The following is a 24064-nucleotide window of genomic DNA, read 5'->3' as shown; positions in this document are numbered from 1 at the left end:
CAAACCTGCACACTGCTAAGCTTTTCAGTGCCTGTTGGCGTTTGCCTGGTCGCGGCTCCACATGAAGCTATAGCAAATTATAGCCATGAAACACACCGGGACGAAATGTTCAGTGCGACGGCCGGATAGCAACCCGTTCGGTGGTATTCAGGGCGGTCACTGAACGGTGATGCGCGGAAGCTCTCAGTTACCCCGGCGAACGAGTCACTTACCCGCGGTCACAATATGAGTATCCGATAGACGGGGGGTGACAAGGGCCTTCGATTAGAAGGCGTCGGCAGTTGTGGGACCTGATCTGCCAACCGGTTTCTCAACGAACCGAATCACAGATGGTTCGCATGCCGTGTCATCGATGGAATCACGGCAACGGTTGTTGTTCGTCGCGCCGAATATTGACGCGTCGAGGACGAGTTCGGGGCTGGACACCACGAATAGCGGCACACCCCCCCGAACGGCGGTGTGCTGCCTGGGCGTTACGACGCGCGCTCCGCTGCGCCGGTGGCGTTCATATCCCGCGTCTCGACCCCACGCCGCATGGGCAGACCCACCGCCATTCCGGTCCCCCGCGACTGGCCTCGGGCAGGGATCCCGCCGACCGTGGGAGTGACGTTCTGACCGATGCTCCGGGAAGTCCAAGGCGTCGGCACCCATTGCTCTTCGGGCCGATCCACGGGCCGTGTTCGGGACATGCCCGGGACATGAGGCCTGGGTCGGTGAGAGGAGTTGATCGTGCCGCGGCGGACGGCTTGCGGGTCAAATCAACAGACCATGGTCGGCCAGGAATCGGGCGTCAGGGTCAAGTGCATGTTGCACGAGGGTTTCGGGCGAGCCAGGCCCTGACTCTGGGGTGCCTCGATGAGACGACCGCCGGCCCAGCGTCGGAGTACAGGGTTCGGGCTGGAAGCAGGCGGTGTAAGGGGGTTCACCATTTACGTGGAGGACGCACCCTCACCACATGGCCGCGAGGATCTCTCACCTGTACCGCCTGACGCTCGTCTGGAAGGGGCGCGGGGCGGCCCGGATCGTTCCGGTGATCGGCTTCTGCGTCGTCTGGAACAGCCTGCGGTCACTTACTCAGTCATGGGCGGGTAACGAGTGCGGTCCGGGTGGCCGGTGGTTTGGCGTTTCGTGTTCGAGTGCCCATTCCGCGTCCTGGGCGGTGAGAGGTTTGGCGAACAGGAATCCCTGAGCCCGGGTGCAGCCCAGGTCGAGCAGGGTCGCTGCGGACAGCGTGGTTTCGACGCCTTCGGCGACGAGTTGTAGCCCGAAGGACCGGGCGAGACCGACGATCGAGGTCACGATGGCCAGGTCGTCGGCGCTGACGCCGAGCTCGCGGACGAATCCTTGGTCGATCTTGAGCGTGTCCACGGGCAAGGCCTTGAGCTGCGCGAGGGAGCTGTATCCAGTGCCGAAGTCGTCGATGGCCACCTTAACTCCGATGTCTTTCAGGCCGCGGAGGGTGATCAGTGCCTGTTCGGTGTCGCGGAGCACTGCTTGTTCGGTGATTTCCAGGGTCAGGTAACGGCCCTGCAGACCACATTGGTCCAGGATCTGGGACACGGTGGTCACGAAGTCCAGGGTGATCAGCTGGGCGGGTGAGACGTTGACGCTCATTCCGAGAGTGGGTTGCCGGTATTCGTGCTGCCATTTCTTCAGTTGGCGGCAGGCGGTTTCGATGACCCAACGGCCGAGCTCACCCGCCAGGTTGGTGGCCTCGGCGATGGCGATGAATTCGCCGGGCGGCAGGAGTCCTAAGGTGGGGTGGGGCCAGCGGACCAGGGCCTCGAAGCCGAGGATGCGGCCGCTGACCAGGTCGACCTCCGGCTGGTAGTGCAGCACCAGGGAACCGTTGCCGATCGCGGTGCCCAGATGCAGCTCGATTGCCGTGCGGATCTCGTTGCGTCGGCGCATCTCGGTGGTGAAGACGCTGATGGTGTTGCCGCCGCGCGCTTTCGACTGGTGCATCGCCTGGTCCGCCTGGCCCATCAGCCGGGAGACGGTCAACGCTCCTGGGGTTCCGGTGGCGACGCCGACGCTGACGCCGCGGCTGACCTCCTCACCGCCGAGTGGAATGGGTTCAACCGCGACTCGGCGGAGTTCCTCGGCCATTAGGGTGGCGACTGATTCGTCGGCGCAGTGCTGCATCACCAGCACGAACTCGTCCCCGCCGAGCCGGGCGACCAGGTGACCATTGGACGCCGCGCTCAGCCGGTGGGCCAGGGTTTTCAGGTACTGGTCGCCGCTGACATGACCCAGGACGCTGTTCAACGCCTTCAACCGGTCGACGTCCAGGAAGATGAGCGCGACCGGCCCCGCGGCACCGACCACCATCCGCTGGTTGAGGTGGTCGATCAACGCCCGCCGGTTCGCCAGCCCGGTGAGCTCGTCGTGGTAGGCCATGCTGCGGAGCCGTTCCTCGGCGGCGACCCGCGCCTCGACCTGGGTGAGCAGCGCGGCAACAGCGCGCAGGGCATTGATTTCGGTGTTGCGCCATTCCCGATCGCCGAAGGTGACGAATCCCAGCACCCCCATGGTGTCCCTGATGCTGAGCAATGGAACCGTCACCGAGGAGACAGAGCCGGGAAGCCCCGAACCCCTTCTGATGGTGTCCTGGTAGTCGTCGTCCGTGCCGTCCGGGTGGGTGATCATCACGGTCGATAGATGCTCGGTGGCCGCGAAGGTGCGGTCCGCACCGGCGAAGGAGACGACGCCCAACGGGTCGGGTTCGGGAACATGCGGTCTGGGCGGCCATTCGGCGACCAGGATGGTCGTCCTTGCGGTGTGGTCGTTGCGGCGGAAGAAGCTCAGATCCACGTCGAAGTAGCCGACCAGTTCACGCAGCAGTTGTTCGGATGCCTCGCCCAGTGTTGTTGCGGTTACGCCCATCAGGTGCGAGGCGGCCACGGTAACCAGCTCGTCCAGGCTCCGGTTGGCGGCCATCACCGTGCTGCCGCCATCGAGGACGGATCGCCGGTGAGGACCCGCGCCAACGGTAGCCGGGCGCTGCGCGCCGTGCTGCCCGCATGGTGACTGAGCCGCAGCACCAGGGCCGGGGCCTCACCGGGCAGCAGGCCCAAAATTGCCTCGAACCGGCGTTGCAGGTCGGCGAGTTCGACACTGAAACGTGCGGACAGCCCGCGCCTGTCGGTGTCGTCCCTCGCGTACAGGAAGACAGGTGACAGGGGTTGGACGCCGAGGTTGCTGCGGGTCGCGCTGATCCAGACCCGCTCGACGGCCGCTCCGCCGCGCACATAGTCGCTGCCGGTGTCTGAGCCGACGGTGACGACCGCGACCGCCGAACAGGTGGTGATCCGTTCCCGGGTTGCGTCGCCCAACGCGTGTCCTGCTCCCCATACGGCGAGCAGGTCCATCACGTCGGACCGGCCGGCGACCCGCAGTTTCGCCAGCTCCGCGGCGTCCAGGCCGAGGGTTCGCACATCGATACCGGTGTCAAGCCGGTCGATGCCCGGCCACCTCAGCTCCGCCATCATTTCCCGATGCAGGATCGGTGTCAGGTAGCGGAGCCGGTCCGATTCAGCGAACACCTCGGCCAACTCGGCCAATTGGCTGGGCGCCGTCACCAGGCGAACGCTCGCCCCCTCCGCTTCCGCGGCCGCGTGGAGCCCGCCGGTGACCCGGGCCGTCAAGGGTTCCCGTCGCCCGAGGTTCCGGTTCGTCACGCGACCGATCATCGCCGGATACTGATCCGCCAACTCCCGGTCGGCACCACCGGCCAGGGTCAGGGACAGCACCACGTCGGACGCGCCGCCGCCAGGGAACGCGGTCATCGATCCGAGCACGGCGTGTGCGGCAGCGGCGACCCGGGCATTGAAACCGGCGGCACCGATGGCCAGATAACTGCCGCGGAACCCGACGTCCATCGCCGAGGTCCGGTCGGCGGCCAGGTGGATGTCGACTCCCTCGGTGGTGCGGGTGACGAACCACGGTTGGCTGTTCCCCCCCGATGGCGCCAACCGGACGGCATGAATGACCGCCTGCACCGGGTCCGCGGGAACCCGGACAGTGAGATCCACGACGTCACCATGTGTCACCCGCTCAACCGTGAGCGCCGACGAGACGGCGTCGGGGCTCCCGTCGAGGTGATCGAGGCTGGCGTCCAGGTCGACCCGGACCCGGCCCGAGGGCAGGTTGCCACCGCCCCCGAAGCGTCGGACGGCCGCGGCCACCGTGGCCGCGCCCAGCGCGACGTCGCCACCGAGTTGCGGCCACGTGGACACCGAGTGATCGATCTCCACCATGGACGCGGCCAACGGCGCGGACAATTGCTCGGTCTGCAGGATCCGCATCACATACGGGGCCTTCTCCCGATTCGTCAGCCCGCTCAGCGCCCCAGGGTCGAGCCCGCCCAGCAGACCGTGGAACAGCGGGCGGTCGGGTTCCAGGTCGAACCTTTCGACGTCGAACAGCCCCCGGTCGCTGGTTTCCATCAGCACCGCAATGCCGCGTGCCCTGGCCTCCTGACGGACTCGCAGCTTCATGTCCAAGGAATCACATTCCTCGATCAGCAGATCCAAGCCGTCCAGGAACGGCGCCATCGTCGTGTCGGTCAGGCCGTCGGTGAAAACCTGCACCGCGAGGTATGGGTCCAGCTCCGCGATCCGGCGTGCCGTCACCAACGCCTTGTTGATTCCCAGGTCGAGAAGCGATGCCGGAACCCTGTTCAAATTGGACAGTTCCAGGTGGTCGTGATCGGCCAACCGCAGCTCACCGCACAGCCCTTCCATCGCCAGGGTGTGCGCGACGGCGTGGCCGACGCTGAGCCCGACAATCCCGATCTTCAGCCGACCGAGCTGCGCCTGCCCGGCAGGGGTGATCTTGTTCCGGTTGCGGTCCAGCCGCAGCCGCCGGAACCCTGCAGGGCCCAGCACCCAGACCAGGGTCCGCCGCCACGGGTAGAAACACCACCGGCCGGGCTCAGTCAGCTCGTCGACCGGGGGGGTCGGTCGAAGCGCCCCCAACTGGGCGAGCATCGCCGCCCGGTGATCGATGACATCCACCCGAGGGTCGGACCGCAACCGGGTCAACATCGCCCGGTCCGCAGCACTGTGCTCGTGCAGGATGAGGTGCCCGTGCGAGTCGCTGGCCGGGCCGGCACACACCGGGACGGGCGTCGTCATGCGGCCGGCGCCGACAGGCCGGGGTGGTCGGCGCCCCCGAACTGGGCGGACTCATCGATCAGCCGGGGAAGCTGTTCGGCCGTAGCCAGGTCGGCGTAGCTCTCCCGATCCCACCACATCGCCGATGTGAGGTAACGATCGTCGGGATACGCCACCGGCGGCACCGTCGCACTGACCACCCCGCCCGTTGTCTGCCACCGCGCGACCGCGTGGGCGGCCACGGTGCCCAAGGCGTAACGCACGTTCAGTAGCGTCATAGAGTGCACGAAAACCCGCGCCAGCGCTGCCGTCACCTCCATGCGGCGCGCGGCGTGGTGGCTCACCCAGCCGGTTTTCATCTCGATCACCCCGGCCGGGATCCGCTCGGAGATCTCCGCATGAAGCGCCGCGGCGCCGTCGTGACCGGCCCATTCGACCACGGCATGGGCCCGATCGGCGTGCGGGTACGGGCCCTGGGCGCGCATCCCACCGGCCACCTGCCCGTCGCGGTCGATGGCCGCGAAGAACAGCGCGGTCGACCGTCCGTCGCGGGTCTTGTCGTACTCCAGCACCCGTTCGACGCCGAACCGGCGGTAACTGATCCGGGCGCCCCCCAGATAGGCTGACCACAACTCCGGTTGCGCCGCCGGCCGGGCAATCACGAAATGACACCCTGAAACCGGATCAAAGTATCTCCCCACCCGGTTCCCGAAATGAGCAGTTGAAGTCAACGCAGAAAAGCTATTCGTGTACACCGGCGCGATCATAAAGCCCACCCGTCCGACAAAACCGCGGACACCAGATGGCAGACACAACCCCGCCCCTGCGATGATCTGCTCGACGACCGCAAACCCCCGAACAACAGCTGCCTGACACAGCGACCAACGCGCGAAGAAAATGCTCAGTCGCAACGGCTTTCCAGCTCCGAGCACGGAAAAGACGATCAGCGAATGAATGCCCACAAGAGCGACCACGCGGCCATCGCCGGTCCGCGCCGACCGCCTCCCCTCGCGATCAACACACCAGAGGCTGTGAACCCGGACAGGCATACCCCGTTCCAGCGCCAGGTGTCGACCTGCACTAACGCTCGGATGGACCAACGAGAACACTCGCCGGGTCACGACCCGATGACCCCGGCTGCGGTGCTCCGGCGGTGTCCGGGCGCGTTGCCCAGGCTTGGCTCTCCCAGCCCGGCTGGCCCCCTGCGCGCGGCCGCCACGATGTACGAAAAAGCCGCCGTTGATGGCACTTTCCCTCGCGGCATCGGCGCGTGACTCCACGATGCCTCGACAACCCGCGGACCGTCTTCCCGTCAACATGAGGCCCGCTCCGAGCGAAAGTATGAAGATCACACCGCACATCCAAACGATACTTTGCCCCTAAAACTGTCCCGGTTGTAGACGGGCTCCCCGACGTCGCGGCGTCAGCGGCGGCATCGCTCCCGAGCGGCTGTCATTCAGCTTTATCAGCACACTCCAAGGAAACCTGTGTGTCAAGAAACCGCCCTGAATCAAGAATAATAGGTGACGACCGAGATCATGCCTGGAATGTAGCCGCCCGTTACCGGCGGATCATATTCTGGGCCAGAGGCGTCATCGTCGACCCATTCGATTGACCCCTGGCGTTGAGGCTCCCAACCCTGCCTACCCTGCGTGCTCGGCGACCCAAGCTCATTGCCCATTCGCCAGGAAACGTCACGACGAAAACCCTTCTCCCGACCCCCAGGCCCCAAGAAACGGCTGCACTACCGCCTGTCTCTGCGCCCGCGCATACGGTTGGCCAACGCCGATGACAGCAAGGCTCCAATCGGTCGACCCGTTCGATGCAAGAACCGATGCTCCCGACGCAAGGCCGCGGATAAGCGGGCCGGGCATCGTGCCACCCCGACAAGTGCATGTACCGATGCGGGCGGTCCCGGCGCTCGGCGACCGGCCCGTCGACGATCAGCCGAGAGATCCGTCGAATCAGCGGCGCCGGGAATTCCCGCCGGCCATCGGCGACCGGTCCTCGGCCCATCACCCAGGAACTGTCCTGGGTATCTGCTCACGCCGCAGCAACATCGGCGAGCCACGAAGGGAACCACTAGTGGTGTGTTTCTTACTGGCTGATGGCTTGTTGGAGAGCGACTCGTCCACGGCATCATCATGCTGAGGCCGCGGTTCACCGGCGCCAACCGAGCCCGGACCCGCTCTCGCCCGGCGCGAATACGGGAGCCATCACGGGGGTTAGGTGCAGTCGATGCAGATTAGGTCTGCTCCTGAAGCTGTGGCGATCCGGTTGCGGTGTTGCACCAGGAAGCAGGACGTGCAAGTGAACTCGTCGGCCCGCTTCGGAATAACCGGCATGGTGAGTTCGTCGGTGATGAGCTCGGCGCCGGGCAAGTCGACAGCGTCATCGCTGTCACCTTCGTCGACATCGGCCAAGGGTGACTGCTTTTCGGCGCGGGTCGCGTTAAGGGCGTCCAGGGATTCGAGATCGTTGTCAGTGTCTTCTGCAATGCCGCGGCGTGGTGCGTCGTAATCGGTCGTAGCCATCATGACCCCCGGGGAAACCCCTGTACTCGCCAGCGATTCGCGGTTACTGGCGGCCAAGATACAACACCCCGGGGACCGAGAGAGCCATCGCAGGACATCCCTCCGCCGGACCAATCAGACGCCGTTCCGTCCCGCCCGCACGACCTCGGCATCGAGCCAGTATGCCCCGGCACGCAGGAACAACAGCCCGGACCATTGCGAGCACTCGACAGTCAGGCTGCTACGACCAACTCCGGATTCCCGACGACATTGTTGCTCGGGCAATGCGTGTCAGGTGGCGGGCCGGGCAGCTGCATTCGTTGCGACCCGTGTTCCGCGAGCTCGGACACCCGCCGCGTTCGTCTACGAAGCCCTCGAACACACCCACCGACCGGAACGCAGCTTCGACCTCGCCAGCAGCACCGGGCTGTCCCGCCGCGCCGTCCACGACGCCCTGCAGACCCTCGCCGCGTGGAACCTGGTCACCACGCGGCGGGACGCTGCAACAACTGGCCGAGCAATTCGGCTGCATCGAAGCCGTCCGTGCACCAGCACCGGGTCGAACGAGCCGCCTACCGGCGAGCACTCCGGATCGTCGACCAACACCACACCGTCATCGAAGAGCCGCCGGAGGGGTACCTGTGGCCCCCCGAACCACCGCCGGTCGAAATCGAGACACTGCTCGAGTTGCTGCACATGAACTCGGCGCCTACGCCATCGGCGCGTAACCCCCGGGGGGAACCTTCCGGTGGGCGGTACCTCGGCGGTTTGGCGGCGGAGATCGCTTGGCGCTGCTGCTGTGGGCGTACGCCTACTGCGACCGACCGGTCCGACGAGGTCGCCGGTGACCTGCTCAGCTGGTGATCGGCATCATCCCTGAAAGCAGGCGTCCCCGATGGCCAAGAACCCATTCATGAGCGCATACCTCAGCGCAGCGGTCAGCAGACGCCGTCACTCCGCTGTGGGGGGTGTCAGGCAGCGGTCAACGCCGGGTGCGGCTCGGCTTTGTGGAGGAAGGTGAGCATGTGGTGGACCACCGAGGTGGGGTCGTCGGAGATCGGCACCTGGTTCAGGCCGGGTAGCCACACCAGTTGGGCGCCGGGGATGAGGGCCTGGTACCGGGATACCTGTTGGCTCATCAACGGGTCCGCGGTGCCCTGCAGGAGCAGGGTGGGCGCGGTGATGGTGTCCAGGTGGTGGGCATGTCGAATGCGGCCGCCCAGTTCGTAGCCTCGTAGGCGGGTGAGTCGCGTAGCCGGTCAACAACTGCTGGGCCTCCGCGGGGGTGAGCTGCCAGGGCAGGCTGCGGCTGCCTGCGAAGAACACCGACCTGCCTGCTGGGGTTCTGCTGAGCAGACCGGCGGCGCATGCTGGCCCACCGTGCTTCCGTATCGCCGTATCACTTCTACTGCCGGCGGGTGAGGTCGCGGTAGCTGCGGCCGTAATGAGCTCGCGGTCCGGGATGGGTGGCACCACCGGTCTGGAGTGCTGCGCGCGGGCGGCCCATTCGGTGAGCACCTCCACCGGCCACAGGTCGCCCGGACCGCGGTAGCATCGCCGCCGGTGCACCGCCCAGCGCAGCGCCTGCCCGCAGGCGAAGAACACCGTAGCCCCGTCCGGGCCTAGCGCGCCGACCGCGGCGGCTGCCCCCCAACGACCGGTGGCGGCGAACGCGAGCACCGCAGCAGCCTCGGGGCGGAGTGGTTCGACCAACGCCGCGACCCCTGGGTCGGTTCGAACCTCGACGCCCCCGGCCTGCGGCCCGGTCAGGTCGGCCGCGTCCCGCCAGGTGCCGAACCGGCGCGGGCCCTCCGGCCCGCCGTGACCCCACGCGCCGATGCCGGGATCGTCCCGGGGAGGGGTGCCGACGCTCAGCGTGCCGATCCGGGCGGACAGCCGCCGCCACGGGTCCTCCGGCGGCAGCGTGCCCAGCACGTCGGCGAGCGCACCGGCGAACAGCACCGCCGCCCACCGCGGGTAATCGACCGCCTGCTTCCGCATCTCGCCGTCGGCGGCGATCCTCGCGGCCGTGCTCAGCAGCGGCTCGGTGAGCCCGACCGCCCAGCGGCACGCCGTCTCAAACGCATCGACCACCTCGCACCTCGCCTCCGAAGCCGGTCTGGTCGAAGGCGAACCTACCCGCCGCGGGCCGATCAACGGCGGCCGCATAGGACCCGGCATGACATCACAGCCAGCTCCACTCGCCGTCGGACTAATCGGTCTACCAGGCCTTACCGGACCGCTGCGCCGCGTCGGTTTACGGGCGGTCACCGGTGACGGGTTCCTCAGCGCCGCTGCAGCGGTCAAGCACTTCATCGACGGCGGCACGCCACTGCCGGTGCTGATCCGGGAAACCGGCACCGGCGGTCTGGTGCGTACATCACCGCATTGGCCGGCCGCGGGGTGCGGACGGTGCTGCTGCGCGCCGGCGAAGCCCGTGATCGACGCCGGGACCCGGTGGCGGTGGTCGACCTACCGGCAGCACCGGTTCGGGCACGGTGGACCGCGACGGGACCGTGCGGGACAACGCCACCGAACCGGCCGCCCTCCCCAGGGCGGAACGTTCGCGTGATGACGGGTGCCTGTGGATCCGTGGTGGGTGGCGCCGGAGCTGGGTGGTGCAGCCAGCGGCGGTGAGGACAGCCGGCTTGGCTGTGACGGGCGAGCGGAATGCCGGGGTCCAGCGGATGCCGAGCCGTGCTCTGTCGACGGCCGCCGAGCGTCGGTTGGTCGATGGCCCGACGACCGAAGTGCCTCAGCGGGGTTGCTATGGCGAAGTCCCCTGCAGCTTGGCGATCCCCTGTCGCGCGGACGATGTCCCAGCCCTCAAGATCATCTTCCGTGCAATTAGCGTGCAATAAGCAGCCGCAAACAGCCGCTAAGCGCGGTCGTCAACGGGTACGTGAGGCAGATCACTGGGTGTACGTATCTGCAGCTAGGGCGACTATTTGGTACTAGTGGACAGTGCCCCCAGCAGGATTCGAACCTGCGACACACGGTTTAGGAAACCGATGCTCTATCCCCTGAGCTATGAGGGCTGACCTGCGGAAACACTGTACAAGACGGTATCAATGCCCTCCCGCGTGCCAGCTGCAGGCCAACGGGTGGCAAGGACGACCGAAGTGAGGATACGTGCTTGGGCGCTGCTCAGGTCGCGGGGTCCGGGCGGCGACTGCCCATTCGATCAAGCGTCGGGATGCTCGGACCAGGAGTCGGCCGGCAGGTACACCGCGACATTGTCCATCCGGCGTTGGACGGAGGCGACCTCGTGCACGGCCTGGGCGAGCATGCTCCGGTCGATCGGCGACAGGCGATCCCGCTGCAGCATGTCCGACGGCTTCTCGGAGCGTTCGTATTGCTCGATCTGGTAGCGCAGCCGCAACCGCTGGACGACGTCGAAGGCCTCGATCAGATTGTGCGCCTGCTCGTCGGGCAGCACGGCGGAGCCGGCGGCCGCCTTGAGCCGCTCGGGGGTGGGGAGCGCTGCAGATCCCACGCTCAGGGCGGCCCAGCGCGCGATGTTGACGATTGGCAGCAACGCGTGTGTCTTGATGTCGAAAGTGTCGCGCCGGGTGAAGATGTCGCGCACCGAACGGTATCTGGCGCGCATGGCCAGGGATTCCTGCATCAGCAATCGCATCGTGCCGGGATGACGGCGGACGTCCCGGAAGACTTCCATGACGGCGGGCAGCCCGGGGTCACCGTGAATCGGCCGGCCGTCCACCAGGAGCGAGGTCATGATGGCGCCCTGATTCTTTTCCGGATACCTGAGCCAATCCTGGGCGGCCGTGCGCCACGACGCGTTCGTCCGTGCGAACGCGGGCCTGTCCGCGGTCGCGCCATGGTCGTCGGCGGTCAGACCCGCTTCCGCGAGCAGTCGTTTGATTCCTCCGAAAACCGGTCGATATTTGTCGATCTCAGCCGGGTCGACCGCATCGTCGAAGGCCACCGCTGAGTCGATGTCGGAACTCGGTGTGGCTTCCCGCCGGCCGTTGCTGCCCAACGACAGCCAGGTGAACGCGTCGACCGACAGCTCCGGATGCTGCTGGAAGACCAGGGTGAGCGCGCGCCTGACGACGGTGTCCACAATCGCCGAATACACCGTGATGACCTTGCCCGGCGCCAATTGCCGCGACAGCAGGTCATCGAGCACCGACGGGACACGGCGAATCCTTTCCTGTAGTTCCGGCACCGTCGAAGCCCGGCGAATCTGCTCGTGGATCGACACCCCGCCCGTCATCGGAGAAACGGTGAAGTCGCGCGGAGTCACGACACCGCGGAGCGTTCCTGCGCCGTCGGTGACGAGCAGGAAATCGGCGTTGTGGTCGAGCATCAAGATCAGTGCCTCGGCGGCAGAGTCGCCCAGAACGGCCGTCGGGACGGAGTCGTCCAGGACCAGTCCGGCCGGCGTCGTGGCTGGTAGCCCTTCGACAAGGATCCGCCGACGCAACAGGGCGTCGGTGACCGCCCCGAACCGGCCCTTCGCCAGTCGGACGGCGGCGCAGGAGCACCCGCGCTCGGTCATCAGCCGTGCCACCTCGTCGGCCGGGGTGGTGATGTCGACGGCCAACGGTTCGCTGAAGATGAGGTCGTCGATGAGGCTGTACCGCGAGATGACGGTCCGCTGCCTGGCGATCGCAACCTGCTCGGCAAGGAACTGCGCGCCGGTGCGGGATTCGAAGGCGGGTTCCACGACAGACGCAGCGATCGCCGCAACGGTGACAGGTGACGCTGCGATCGCCAGCGGTCCGACCGCCCGATTGACCAGCATCGCGGAGAAGCCGAAGATCCCACCGGGTCCGAGCCGATCATCGGCCGCACTGTCGCTGTCCTGCAACGAGGTCCAGAGGTCCACGGACCCCGCGATCACGACGAAGACCTCGGTGGCGGCAGCGGTGAACGCATCGAGGATGATCTCGCCCGGCGCGAACCGCTCGAAACGCGCCGCCTGGCACATGTGCAGTCGTGCCGGGCTCGGCAAGCCGTCGAACGGTGCGGTCCGAAGCAGAACGTCGGCCAGAACGGCAACGTCATCGTCGCCGCCCGGCCCCCATCGAACGTTCACCATCACCTCGGCCCGTGGGTTACCACCCGATCGTCCCGCAACGGGCCTTCGCCCGCAGAGTTGGGGTGAACTCCCTCATGCCGTGCCCGGCGTCGGCGGGTCAGGAATCGAATATCCCGAGGGCCGGACGGTGGACTCCAGCGACTTGGCCCACGACCCGTCTTCGATGTACTGCTGAAGGGCGGCGTTGACCTTGGCCACCATCTTGGTGTCGCCCTTCTTGACGCCGATTCCGTACACCTCATCCGAGAAACCCTTGCCGACGACCTTGAGTTTGCCGCGATACTGCTCCTCGGCCGCGAATCCGGCGAGAATGACGTCATCGCTGGTCACCGCGTCGACCTTGCTGTTGGCAAGTGCCGTGACGCAGTCGGAGAAGGTGGGGAATTCGGTCAGCTGGATCTCGCCCTGGTACTTCTCCTTGACGTTGGCCGCCGATGTCGTGCCGGTGACGGAGCAGAGCTTACGGCCGTTCAGCTCTTCCGGACTGGTGATGTCCGTTTCGTTGCGGCGCACCAGTAGGTCCTGGTGCGCCTCGAAATACGGCCCGGCGAAATCGATCACCTTCTTGCGATCGTCGGTGATGGAGAACGTCGAGACGATCAGGTCGGCCTCACCGGAGACCAGCAGGTTCTGGCGATCGTCCCCATTGGCCTCCTTCCAGGTGATGTTCTCCGCCGGTACACCCAACGCCGCAGCGACGTACGTCGCGGTGTCGACGTCGAAGCCGGTATAGGTGTCGCCGTCCTTGAATGACAGTCCCGGTTGGTCGAAGGCGATCCCGATCGTGAGTGTGCCGCCACTGGCGGCTCCGGACACCGTTGACGGGCTCGGATTGGGACGCTCGTTGCTCGATCCGCACCCGGTCATCGCCAGCACAATGGCGACCGCGGTGGCACCGGCTGCGGTGAATTTACGCCGCCCGACGTTGTTCATGTCTTTTCTTTCTCGAGATGATGACGGACCGTTGTGGAGGGCTGATTAAACCGTCGAACCACCTGACGGATCAGCTGGGTATGACCTGCTCTCCGTGACCGGGATCGAGATCGTCGGGGCTGACGTCATTCCCGTAGGTCGGGCCGGAGTCGGACCAGACTGCCCTCGGCCGCCCACCGGTGTTGGCGATGACCTCCTTCCTGACGGCCATCCAGCCGATCGTCAGGCAGATGGCGAGCACCGGGATGCCGAAGACGACCACGATGAAACCGGTCTTGTGCCAGAAGTAGGGCGAAGCCTGCCATCCCGAGACCGCGATGCCGACGATCACCAAGGCGAGGAAGGCCAGTCCGATGCAGCTGGTCCACGGGTGGCCGGGAGCCTGGAACTTGCTCTTCGGTATCACGCCCAGGTTCACCAGCTTCCGCAGCCGAAGCTGGCACGCGAAGATCGTTCCCCAGGTGAACACCACACCGATGGCCGCTGCCTCCAGGGCCAGTTCGAATGCGTCCGGGACGAGGAAGTTGAGTACGGCGCCGAAGATGAAGACCACCGACGTCATGACGATGCCCGCCCAAGGCACCCCCGAACTGCTCATCTTGAGGGTGAACTTCGGTGCCTGCTTCGACATTCCCAGGCTGCGCAGTACCCGTCCGGTCGAATACAGACCGGAGTTGAGGCTGGACATCGCCGCCACGATCAGGATTGCCTGGATCACCGCACTCATCCAGGTCATCCCGAGTCGCTCGAACACGGTGACGAACGGACTGGTGCCGGCGGTGTATTCGGTGGTCGGCAGGATGGAGACCAGCAGCAGGATGGACCCGCAGTAGAAGATGCCGATGCGGAAGATGACCGCGTTGACGGCCTTGGGGACCTCCGTTTCTGAGTCCTCCATCTCGCCGGCGGCGACGCCGACCATTTCGATGGCGGCGTAGGCGAACACGACCCCCGACATGACCAGGATCGGGCCGTACCAGAAGTAGCCGTCGCCGGTCGGCCAGAAACCTCCCGGATTGCTGTACAGGTTCTGGAATCCCGCCTCATGGCCGCCGACATCCATCTTGCCGAGCACCAGCACGGTCCCGACGATGAGGAACGCCACGATGGCGCCGACCTTGAGGATCGAGGCCCAGAATTCGAACTCGCCGAACGCCCGTGCTGACAGCAAATTGATCGTCAGCACCACGGCCAGCGCGATCAGCACCGTCGCCCAGGTAGGCATCAAAGGAAACCAGAACTGGACATAAAGACCGACGGCCGATAATTCGGCGATGCCCGTCAGTCCCCAATTGAGCCAGTACAACCAGCCGGTGACGAAGGCGGCCTTTTCGCCGAAAAACTCCCGCATGTAGGAGACGAACGCTCCGGAGGTCGGGCGGTGCAGCACGAGCTCGCCGAGCGCTCGCATGAGGAAGTAGGCGATGACGCCCACAAAGGCGTAACTGAACAGCAAGGCAGGGCCCGTGCTGTGCAGGCGGGAAGCGGAACCCAGGAAAAGGCCGGTGCCGATCGCGCCTCCGATCGCGATCATCTGGACGTGACGGCGGCCCAGAGATTGTTTGTAGCCGACCTGTTCGGCGTGCAGCGACTGTGGGGCGACCTGCTTGTCAGTGGTTGTCACGGTGGTGCCTTTCGATCGCTCGGTGGCCGGTGCGAGGGTTCGGTGGGCCGATAGCCGGCCCGAGACGTGCATTGTGGGTCAGATAGTTTGCAGAGGGAAGTGCCGCTCTCATCAACCTGCCTTCACGAGGTGCGAGTGCAATACCTTCGCAACAAGCCGCAATATCGTCGAAACAATGTCGGTCCAGACGTTCCATTGCAGGCGACAACTGGTCCCGCCGACGTGTATCCGCGGGTGCTGAACTCAAACCTTGTTCGATGGAAGATATTGGCACATGAATCCGTGACCTCCGACGACGCTGCCCGGAACGGACGTCCTCCGCTGCCGGGTTGGAGGGTCGATTGGCCCATTCGGGTATTTGACTGCACCATGGTCGGCATGACTTCTATGACCAAGGGCGCCAATGTGCCGGTGGCTGTGTCGTCGGTGCGTGCCGTGCTGACCTGGTCCGCCGGTCCGGGAATACCCGATGTCGACGTCTCGGCGCTCCTGGTCACCGAGCAGGGACGGGTCCGCGGCGACGACGACTTCATCTTCTACAACCAATCGCGGCACTCGTCGGGAGCCGTCGCGCACGGCGGGAAGTCGGCTGCAGGGTCGACGATGACCGACGTCATCCGGGTCGATCTGGGTGCTGTGGAACCCGCGATCGGTTCCGTGCTGATTGCCGCTTCGGCGGACGGCGGAGTGTTCGGCGACGTCCCCGGCCTTGCTCTGACGGTGCTGGGCGACGATGGTTCACCGCTCGCGGTCTTCGAGATCACGGACGCCACAACGGAAACCGCATTTGTTTTCGGTGAGTTCTATCGGCGCGCGGGTGGGTGGAAGTTCAGGGCCGTCGGGCAGGGCTATGCATCCGGGCTCGGTGGTCTTGCCGCTGACTTCGGGATCGGAATCGACGACGAGCCGCAGCAGGTTGGTCCGGTCGACGGACGGGCCACGGTGGGTAATGCCGTCGGCGATGCGGCCGGCAAGCCCACGGTCAGACCGCCAGAACAACCGGCCTGGCCGCCCCGGCCACCGCAGTCCCCGCCGCCTCCGCTGCTGCCGACGCCGATGCCGCCGTTCCCCGCTGTGCCCTCACCGTTTTCGAGCCGGGGCCGCTGAGTCCCGCCCCATCACTCATTCCGCGGGCAGCACGCGCAGCAGGCCGGCGCTGACCGCGGCCGGCGTGAGGTGCCGGTATCCGACGGTGTCGAAGACGACGACCAGTTCGTGGGGGTCGGCGGACAGCACCAGGCCTTCGCCCCAGGTGGCGTGTTGCACGCGGCTTCCGGCGGCCACCCCGGAATCAGGCAGCGGTGCCTCGGCAGAGCGGGCAATGCCGTGCGGCGTCCAGGGCGGGGGTCGGAGGTCGTTGTCGCAGTTGCCGCACGGCGGGTCGTAGTGCTCACCGAAATACGCGAGCAGCTCTGCGCGGCGGCAGCTCTGGGCCTCGGCGTACCAACGGACGGCGTCGATGCGGCTCTCGGCGACGGCCTGTTTCGCTTCCTCCGCGCTGTGCGTCCGAACGCTCGCGCGAGCGGCCTGCGCGCTGTCGTCCAGCTGCGGCGTCACGACGCCGTCGTGCAGCGTGGCGGCTCCTGCATCGACCAGTCGCTCCACGACGGTCTCGGTGCGGCGGGAGCCCCATCCCACGATGCCGGTGAGTTCGGCCAACGGCATTGGCCCCGCGGCGCGGCACAACTCGGCGACAATCGCGTCGACGTCGGTGTCCTTCACCCGGGCAGCGGAGGCGAACATGCGCGGCAGCCGCAGGTCCGACGCGTTGAACACCAGCACAGCCCTGGCCGGCTGCCTGTCCCGGCCGGCGCGTCCGACCTCCTGGTAGTACTCGTCCAGGCTCCCGGGCGGGCTGGCGTGCACCACGCTGCGGACGTCGGCCTTGTCGATGCCGAGCCCGAACGCGCTGGTGGCCACCACCACATCCAGTTCGCCGCCCAGGAACGCATCCTGAGTGGCCGAGCGCTCCGCGACCGGCAGGCCGGCGTGATACGGCGCGGCGCGCAGCACGTCGTGCCGGAACCGGTCGGCGAGTTGTTCGCAGTGTCGGCGGCTGCCGGCGTAGACCAATGCGGGAGTCGGCCCGGCGAGCACCGCTCGCACCACCGCGTCGTCGGCGCGCCGGCGGTCGGCCGCCGAACCGCCGTGCACCGGGTGAACGTCGAGGCTGATGTTCGGTCGGTCGAAACCAGCGACAACCACTGCGGGGTCGGTCATCCGGAGCCGGCGGGTGATCTCGGTCTGTACCGGAGGGGACGCCGTCGCGGTCAGAGCGAGGACCTGCGGCATCCCCAGCAAGTCTCGCGCATCGGCCAACTGCAGGTAGTCGGGCCGGAAGTCCAGGCCCCATTCGCTGACCAGGTGGGCCTCGTCAACCACCAGCAGCCGGCACGGCCGGCCGGATCCGGCCAACAGCTCGCGGGTGGCGGGTCGGGTGAGCTGTTCCGGCCCCAACAGCAGGAAGTCCAGGTCGCCCGCCGCGACCGCGGCCCGCGCTTCCCGGGCCTCCACCGCGTGCACCGTCGCGTTCAACTGCGCCGCGCGCACCAGCCGGCCGTCCGGCAGCCGTCGGTCCTGCAGACCGCGGAGCTGGTCGCGCTGTAGGGCGACCAGTGGGGACACGACCACCGTCAGCCCACCCGAGAGCAGACCTGCGAGCTGGTAGACCGCGCTCTTGCCACTCCCGGTGGCGAGCACCGCCAGGGTGTCCCGGCCGGCCAGCACCGGTTCGAGCGCACGGCGCTGGACCGAACGGAGCTGGGCGTAGCCGAACGCGCTCAACGCCAGCGCCGACACTGCTTCGGGAGAAGGAGCTGTCATGACGACCGGCCAGCAGACGCGTCCGGCTTCAGCCCGGGCAGCCGATGCTGGAACCGGGTGGGCCGGGGCAGGGTGCCGATACTGAGCACCTGCTCGTGCACCTGCTCGAGCGCGACGCGCAGCGGAGGGAGCAACGCCGGATCCAGGCCGTCGAAGAACATCCGCCTGACCAACTGGGCGTGACCCGGCGTCGCTGCCATCAGTGCAGCGTGCCCGGTGTCGGTCAGCAGGGCATCGGTGGCTCGGCCGTCCCCGGTCGAAGGAACGAGCTGGACAAGTCCGCGCTTGCCCATCCGCTGCAGGTGATGACTGACCCGGCTGCGCTCCCATCCGATACGGGTGGCCAGGGCGGTGAGCTGCAACCTGCCGCCGGGGGAGTCGGCCAGGGCGTTGAGCACGTCGTAGTCGGACAGCGAAAGATCGCTGTCCGACTGCAATTGCCGGTTCATCTCGTAGGTCAACCGCAGCATCACCCGCATGTAGGAGAACCAGGTTTCCTGCTGTTCGTCGGTGAGGGGAATGTTCGACGGGCCGGCTGAGTTACGTGACATGTCATGTTACTTTCTGTCCGACGGCCTCGTCAGTGTCGACTCCCGGGCCGCGGTCGGTCGACCTCCGAGGAGAACCATCGTGACCGATGCCCCGAAACCCCTGCCGCAAAGCGTGCCCGACGGCGCGGCCGAGACGATCACCGACATTCTCACCCGCAGTGTCACGGAGGTCTTCAACGCGTCGGACGCCGAGCGCCGGGACGTGCTGATGGCCTCCACCTACAGCCGGGACATCGTCTTCGCCGACCCGGAGGGGACCGTCACCGGGCTCGATGCGTTCGCCGCAAAGATCGCCCCCTTGCTGGCGGGCTCCGCCAGGCTCACGTTCACCCTGCGCGGGCCGATCCAGGAGAGCGCCGGGCTGGGAGTGGCCAGGTGGCAGCTCGCAACTGCCGGGCAGCCGCCGATGGTGACCGGCACGGATGTTGCGCTGGTCGAGAACGGGCTCGTCACTCGTATGTGGACGTTGCTGGACCAGTGAGTCGGCCGATCCACCTCGCCTAGTGGTCGTGACGGGCGTCGCGGACCGCAGCGGCGCCCGTCGGGTCGCCGGCGCTTTCGAGTCCCGCGACCACGCCGTCCACGTCCAGCGGTGGCCGGTTCTGGCTGAGTTTCAATTTCGCCTCGACGCGACTGATGACGACTTCCACGCCGACGATCGCGCGCAACTGGCCGGCGACGAATTTCGGCGGTGCATCGTCCACCGACCACGGATCGTCCCTGCCCGCTTCGTGCCGCTCGGTCAACCGGCGGACCAGCGACTCCAGCCAGTCGACGTCGTCGTGGATGACCAGTCGGCCGTGGACGTGTGCGGTGCTGTAGTTCCAGGTGGGGACCACCCGGCCGTGCTCGGCCTTGGAGGCGTACCAGGACGGTGAGATGTAGGCGTCGCCAGGACCGCGGAGGATCACCATCGCCTCGCCCAGCGCCGGCGTCCGCCACTGGTCGTTGTTCCGCGCGACGTGCCCGAGCAGTGCGCCATGATCGCCGCGATCGGGGTCGAACAGCAGGGGCAGGAATGTCGCCATCAGCCCCTCCGTCGTCGCGGTGACAAGGTCGGCGGCCCGCTGGCTCTCGAGCAACCGGCGGACCTGGGCGTCATCGGGAGCGAAGTGCTGAGGGACGTACACGATCCCGAGTATGGGCCCTGCCGTGGTAGGTCGGGCCGCACGGCGGGACCCAGGGCTCAGCGACGCTCGTCCGGCGGCAGCACGGACGGCCCGACGTTGGCGTTCAGCCACTCGTTGAGAGGGGTTGCCGCGCGCCAGGTGTCGATGATGCGACGCTTCGCCTGGCGCGTCGACAGCCAGGTCGGGGCGCCGAAATCACGGCCGGCTGTGAGCCCCTTGTGCTGGAGGAAGCGAATGCGGGGATGGTCGCGCGGATAGCCCCGCGGCGCGGTCGTCAGCGCCCGACCGCTGATCGTGTACTTGCCCTCCAGCCGTGCGACCCGCGCGACCAGATCCTCGCCGGTCCGTTCGGCGTCGACCGCCCGGCGGAAGCGGCCGAGCTGGTCGACCGCCATCTGGTAGTACCCGGACGCGGCCATCAGGCCGTCGGCATTGATCTGGACGTAGTAGAACTCGCCGCCCTCGCCTTCGGTCACCGCGCCCTGGCTGGTCTTGTACGGGCTCTTGTCGGCGCTGAACCGCACGTCACGGTTCGGCCTGAACACCTTGAACTCCCCGAATTCCGCGGACAACTCGGAGGTCAGCGCCAGCATCGGACCGCGGACGGCCTTCTCGTAGACGTCGCGGTGCGAGGCCCAGAACTCCCGTGAGTTGTTCACCGTCAGCTGCTGATACAGCTCGATGCCGGCAGTGGGAAAGCCTTCGAACGGGGGAACGGGCGGATCGTCGGTCACCTGGATGACCGTACCCAGGCGCGGTGTGCGGACCTGTCGCGCCGGAGTCGGTTGATGATCAGTTCGCCGCGAGGGTGGTCCACTCCGACCACGGAATGGCCCAGTCGTAGATGTCGCCGTCGGCGGGGGACAGGTCGACGCTGGTCCCCGTCACCTCGACCGGATCGCCTTAGATGGCGGTCTGGAAGTATGCCTGCGCATCGGCCGCGGACAGGTTGATGCAGCCGTGGCTGACGTTGTCGACGCCCTGCGCCGCGACGGTGTCCTGGTTCTGGTGGATGAATTCGCCGTTGTCGCTGATCCGGACCGCCCAGTGCTCGGTGACGTCGGTATAGCCGTAGGCGGGATTGCTCATCGTGGTGGTTTCCTTCTTGTCCATCACGATGTGGACTCCCGAGCGGGTGACCCGGTTGGGGTCGCCGATGATGTCGCCGCTGCCGTAGGAGGCGTCGTAGGTGGCGACGGTGACGCCGTCCTGCTGCACCACCATCGTGTGCGAGTTCGCATCGGCGAGCACGACCTGATTGCGACCGATGGTGAAGTCGGAGGTGACCTTGTCGCCACCGAACTGCCCGCCGCCGAAATCCACCCCGTACAGATCGGACTCGACGTGCACGGTGGTGCCCTCGGGCCAGTAGCTCTTGGGCCGCCAGTCCAGCGACGGCCACGTGTCGCCGTCGTGGGTGATCCAGGCCCAGGCGCCCTCGACCTTCGGCGTGGTGGTGATGGTGACGTGCTTCTCGACCACGGCCTTATCGGCGGGCTCGGAGCCGAACCGGACGATGACCGGTGCCGCGACGCCGACCACCACGTCGTCACCGGGTGAGATCTTGCTGGTGATCTTGTCGGTCGGCGTCACAGTCGTGTAGCTGCCTGCGATCGGCACCTTCTTGCCATCGGTCCCGGTGGCGGTGCCCGAGACGGTGTACGTCTTGCCGTAGCCCAGCGGCTCTGCGACTTTCCACGATTTCCTGTCGGCCGACAGGGTGCCCTTGACCTCGGCGCCCGCCGGGCTCTTCACCGTCAGTGCGGTGATGGTGCCTTTGGCGACGGAGATGGTGACCGGCTGCACCGGCGAGAGCGTGGCGGTTCCCAGCGCGGGGGAGGCGGTCACGGTAGCGACCGGAGCCGCGTCAGCCGCCTGCACAGGTTGACCGTCGACCGGGCCGGCGGTGCACGCCGCGCTGCCGGCGACGGCGGCGGCCGCCATGACGGCGACAAGGGCCCGGAACGGTCTGGTGGTGTGCAGCAATCGAGTGCCTCTCCTGGGTGCCGACAGAGCCGGACAGCCTCGACGAAGCAGAGGTGACCGTTGGTGGACGCCCCGAGCGGGTCGGCGTTGGTCCCGCAGTACGTGAGCCACACCACGCCACTGGCGAGGGGGGCGGTGCGGCAAGGACCGGCGTCAGGAACCGACGCGGACGATCGCCCATCCGTGGGCGGCCACCGGCACACCGGACGCCTCTTCCGGCTCGCCGGCGGACGGGTTGTCGTCGTCCAGGAGCACGTCGACCGGCCCGCCCACATCGAAGGTGTGCGTTTCGTCGGCGATGTTCAACAGCACCACGAGGGACTGCCCGTCCGGACCGGAACACCGATAGGACAACTGGTCGTTGGCCAGCTCCAGAACCTCGACATCTGCTGTGGTCAGCCATGATTCGCGGCGGCGCAGCCCGATCAGGGCTTGGTGCAGCCGGTACACCGGCCAGCCGTCCGGGGCGAGGTCGTCGGGTGCGGCCGGGAAGGCCGGCCGGACCGCGTCGTCACCGCCCTCCCTGTCCTCCTTGACGCCGCGGAACCCCTGTTCGTCGCCGTAGTAGATCGACGGGATGCCGGGGAGGGTGAACAGCACCACCAGCGCGTGCCCGAGGGTGCGGACATCGGTCAGCTTGCTGGCGATGCGGGTGACGTCGTGGTTGCCGACGAAGGTGAACGGAATGAAGGTCCGGCAGAAGCCGATGTGCCGTTCGACCGCGTGCGCGAGTTCGTAGAAGTTGCCGTCGTTCAGCGAGCTCCAGATGGATTTCCAGAGCTCGTACTGGGTGACCGAGTCGAGCCCACCCTCCGTGACCCACTCCGGGAAGTCGCCGTGGATCACCTCTCCGACGAACCATGCCTCGGGGAACCGTTCCCGCACTCGCGCCGTGACCCTCCGCCAGAACGGCAGCGGGACGGCATAGGCCGCGTCCAGTCGCCAACCGTCGACGCCGCGGGCCAACCAGTGCTCCATCACCGCCACCACGTAGTCCTCCACGGCGCTGGACTCGTGATTCAGCGCGACCAGGCCGCCGTGACCCTCGAAGGTCCGGTACCCGAATCCGTCATGCCCGTCGGCGTCCCAGTCGATGTCGAACCAGTCGGCGTTGTCGGAGTCCTCCCGCCGTTCGAGCACGTCGACAAAGCCGGGAAAGCTCCGTCCGACGTGGTTGAACACGCCGTCGAAGAGCACCCTGACGCCCTTGTCGTGGCAGGCGGCGATCAGCGCGTCCACATCGCCGTCATCACCGAGGCGGGGGTCGACCGCGAAGTGGTCGACGATGTCGTAGCCATGCGTCTCCGAGGCGAAGATCGGGTTCAGCGCGAGTCCGTTGCAGCCCAGTTCGATGACGTAGTCCAGCCAGTCGATCAGCTTGGGCAGCCGGTGGTGTACCTCGGCTCCCTCCGGCGGGGTGCTCTCCGCTCCGACGAATCCGAGCGGGTACACCTGCCACCAGATGGCGGTTTCAGACCAGGAACTCACCCGCACCGCCTCATCGTCGAGAACCGCTCCCACCGAACTCTCGGTGTCGCCGGACGGCGGACCGTGCCGCCGATCCTCCGGCGCGCCGAGCGTACCGGCACCGGTCGGACCCCACCGAACACGTGCCGGCCGCGGATTCGATCGCGCATCCGACAGGCCCGATTTGTCGGTACTCATCCGGAAGCATCCCCGCAGCCGGGTGCGTCCGCTTCGGCGCCTCCGGCGCCGGGGTATCGGTTTCACCGGGCTGTGCGTTGAACAAGCCGGACCACCCGCCCGTACCGAAACGAGACCCCATGGCTTTGCATGCCGCGCTGGCGAAGGTGCAGGACGCTCCTTTCATCCTCGACGCGATCCGGGCCTCCGACGGTCTGACCGAGGCCGCTCGGCTGGACGGCGGGCCGCACGCGGTCAAGATCCTCAGCGCGGCCATCGCCGACGACAGTGACCAGGTCACCGCCATCGCGGCCGTCCACGCGCTCGGCGCCGTCTTCGACGACGGTGCGGCCGCGGTCCTTTCCGACCTGCTGTCCGACGACCGGGCCTTCCTGCGAGAGCACTCCGCGTGGGCGCTCGGGTCCCGCACCCCTCGCCTGGACACGGTCGGCAGGCTGGTGTCCGGTGTGGCCGCCGGCGGCTTCGCCACCGTCATCAATCAGCGTGCGCTGCGGCGCTGGGCGCAGATTTCCGCCGACCACATCGCGCTCGCACTGGAGGGAGCCCTGCTCTCCCGTGACGATGCAGCGGGCCGGGCCCGGCTCATCGACACGATGGGTCTCGTATCGATTCGTGCTTGTCCGTGGTACTCGGCAACCGTGGGCTGAGTCGGAG

18 protein-coding genes and 1 tRNA gene are annotated in these 24064 nt (G+C 67.1%); 4 read left to right on the top strand and 15 right to left on the bottom strand.

Annotation, left to right across the window (positions count from 1 at the left end):
• Window positions 1-1074: 1074 nt before the first annotated feature.
• The 4 genes from ACVBEQ_RS23545 to ACVBEQ_RS23530 form a co-directional block, all read right to left on the bottom strand.
• On the bottom strand, window positions 1075-2940 hold the full coding sequence (locus ACVBEQ_RS23545; RefSeq protein ID WP_447155830.1) for a putative bifunctional diguanylate cyclase/phosphodiesterase: 1866 nt from the start codon (window positions 2938-2940) through the stop codon (window positions 1075-1077).
• Complete coding sequence (locus tag ACVBEQ_RS23540) at window positions 2940-5138, bottom strand: Rv1355c family protein (protein ID WP_447155829.1); 2199 nt, start codon at window positions 5136-5138, stop codon at window positions 2940-2942. The genes ACVBEQ_RS23545 and ACVBEQ_RS23540 overlap by 1 nt, the downstream gene beginning before the upstream one ends.
• A complete protein-coding gene (locus tag ACVBEQ_RS23535; protein WP_447155828.1) occupies window positions 5135-6166 on the bottom strand; it encodes a hypothetical protein in 1032 nt (343 codons plus the stop codon). Before ACVBEQ_RS23535 ends, ACVBEQ_RS23540 begins: the two co-directional genes overlap by 4 nt.
• A 1176-nt stretch (window positions 6167-7342) precedes the next feature.
• Window positions 7343-7651 (bottom strand): DUF4193 domain-containing protein, encoded by a 309-nt coding sequence (locus ACVBEQ_RS23530; RefSeq protein WP_447155863.1) that lies wholly within the window; start codon window positions 7649-7651, stop codon window positions 7343-7345.
• Window positions 7652-8101: 450 nt separating this feature from the next.
• Between ACVBEQ_RS23530 and ACVBEQ_RS23525 the strand changes: the two genes are divergently transcribed.
• Window positions 8102-8494, top strand: a complete 393-nt coding sequence (locus ACVBEQ_RS23525; protein ID WP_447155827.1) for a hypothetical protein — start codon at window positions 8102-8104, stop codon at window positions 8492-8494.
• A 107-nt stretch (window positions 8495-8601) separates the two neighbouring features.
• Here the strand turns inward: ACVBEQ_RS23525 and ACVBEQ_RS23520 are convergent, their stop codons facing one another.
• The 5 genes from ACVBEQ_RS23520 to ACVBEQ_RS23500 all read right to left on the bottom strand — a co-directional run bounded on the left by ACVBEQ_RS23520 (window position 8602) and on the right by ACVBEQ_RS23500 (window position 15165).
• Complete coding sequence (locus tag ACVBEQ_RS23520; RefSeq protein WP_447155826.1) at window positions 8602-8769, bottom strand: hypothetical protein; 168 nt, start codon at window positions 8767-8769, stop codon at window positions 8602-8604.
• A gap of 1826 nt (window positions 8770-10595) precedes the next feature.
• A tRNA-Arg gene (locus ACVBEQ_RS23515) sits at window positions 10596-10668 on the bottom strand.
• A gap of 146 nt (window positions 10669-10814) precedes the next feature.
• Window positions 10815-12698: a putative nucleotidyltransferase substrate binding domain-containing protein gene (locus ACVBEQ_RS23510; protein WP_447155825.1), complete on the bottom strand. Its 1884-nt coding sequence runs from the start codon at window positions 12696-12698 to the stop codon at window positions 10815-10817.
• A 72-nt stretch (window positions 12699-12770) separates the two neighbouring features.
• Window positions 12771-13631: a glutamate ABC transporter substrate-binding protein gene (locus ACVBEQ_RS23505; protein WP_447155824.1), complete on the bottom strand. Its 861-nt coding sequence runs from the start codon at window positions 13629-13631 to the stop codon at window positions 12771-12773.
• A 70-nt stretch (window positions 13632-13701) separates the two neighbouring features.
• Window positions 13702-15165 (bottom strand): amino acid permease, encoded by a 1464-nt coding sequence (locus tag ACVBEQ_RS23500; protein WP_447155862.1) that lies wholly within the window; start codon window positions 15163-15165, stop codon window positions 13702-13704.
• A 468-nt stretch (window positions 15166-15633) separates the two neighbouring features.
• On the opposite strand from ACVBEQ_RS23500, the gene ACVBEQ_RS23495 reads away from it, so the two are divergent.
• Window positions 15634-16362, top strand: a complete 729-nt coding sequence (locus tag ACVBEQ_RS23495) for a TerD family protein (protein WP_447155823.1) — start codon at window positions 15634-15636, stop codon at window positions 16360-16362.
• Between the two features lie 15 nt (window positions 16363-16377).
• Here ACVBEQ_RS23495 and ACVBEQ_RS23490 read toward each other — a convergent pair whose 3' ends face one another.
• Together ACVBEQ_RS23490 and ACVBEQ_RS23485 are read right to left on the bottom strand one after the other, a co-directional pair.
• A complete protein-coding gene (locus ACVBEQ_RS23490; RefSeq protein WP_447155822.1) occupies window positions 16378-18078 on the bottom strand; it encodes a RecQ family ATP-dependent DNA helicase in 1701 nt (566 codons plus the stop codon).
• Window positions 18075-18629, bottom strand: a complete 555-nt coding sequence (locus ACVBEQ_RS23485) for a MarR family winged helix-turn-helix transcriptional regulator (protein WP_447155821.1) — start codon at window positions 18627-18629, stop codon at window positions 18075-18077. The genes ACVBEQ_RS23490 and ACVBEQ_RS23485 overlap by 4 nt, the downstream gene beginning before the upstream one ends.
• Before the next feature lie 79 nt (window positions 18630-18708).
• Between ACVBEQ_RS23485 and ACVBEQ_RS23480 the strand changes: the two genes are divergently transcribed.
• On the top strand, window positions 18709-19110 hold the full coding sequence (locus ACVBEQ_RS23480; RefSeq protein WP_447155820.1) for a nuclear transport factor 2 family protein: 402 nt from the start codon (window positions 18709-18711) through the stop codon (window positions 19108-19110).
• 19 nt (window positions 19111-19129) lie between these two features.
• Here the strand turns inward: ACVBEQ_RS23480 and ACVBEQ_RS23475 are convergent, their stop codons facing one another.
• The 4 genes from ACVBEQ_RS23475 to ACVBEQ_RS23460 all read right to left on the bottom strand — a co-directional run bounded on the left by ACVBEQ_RS23475 (window position 19130) and on the right by ACVBEQ_RS23460 (window position 23233).
• Window positions 19130-19759 carry an FMN-binding negative transcriptional regulator gene (locus ACVBEQ_RS23475; protein ID WP_447155819.1) on the bottom strand — a complete coding sequence of 210 codons (630 nt, stop codon included), beginning with the start codon at window positions 19757-19759 and terminating at the stop codon, window positions 19130-19132.
• 56 nt (window positions 19760-19815) lie between these two features.
• Window positions 19816-20493 (bottom strand): DUF2461 domain-containing protein, encoded by a 678-nt coding sequence (locus tag ACVBEQ_RS23470; RefSeq protein ID WP_447155818.1) that lies wholly within the window; start codon window positions 20491-20493, stop codon window positions 19816-19818.
• Between the two features lie 169 nt (window positions 20494-20662).
• Complete coding sequence (locus ACVBEQ_RS23465; protein ID WP_447155817.1) at window positions 20663-21745, bottom strand: L,D-transpeptidase; 1083 nt, start codon at window positions 21743-21745, stop codon at window positions 20663-20665.
• Between the two features lie 153 nt (window positions 21746-21898).
• Window positions 21899-23233, bottom strand: a complete 1335-nt coding sequence (locus ACVBEQ_RS23460) for an alpha-amylase family glycosyl hydrolase (protein WP_447155861.1) — start codon at window positions 23231-23233, stop codon at window positions 21899-21901.
• A 296-nt stretch (window positions 23234-23529) separates the two neighbouring features.
• Here ACVBEQ_RS23460 and ACVBEQ_RS23455 point away from each other — a divergent pair, with 296 nt between their 5' ends.
• The gene (locus ACVBEQ_RS23455) at window positions 23530-24057 is read left to right on the top strand and encodes a hypothetical protein (protein ID WP_447155816.1); all 528 of its coding nucleotides are present in this window, start codon (window positions 23530-23532) and stop codon (window positions 24055-24057) included.
• Window positions 24058-24064: the final 7 nt, after the last annotated feature.

The organism is Nakamurella sp. GG22 (assembly GCF_052976845.2).
The sequence above is the reverse complement of the archived record's forward strand: the minus strand, read 5'-3'. Positions and strand labels throughout refer to the sequence as shown.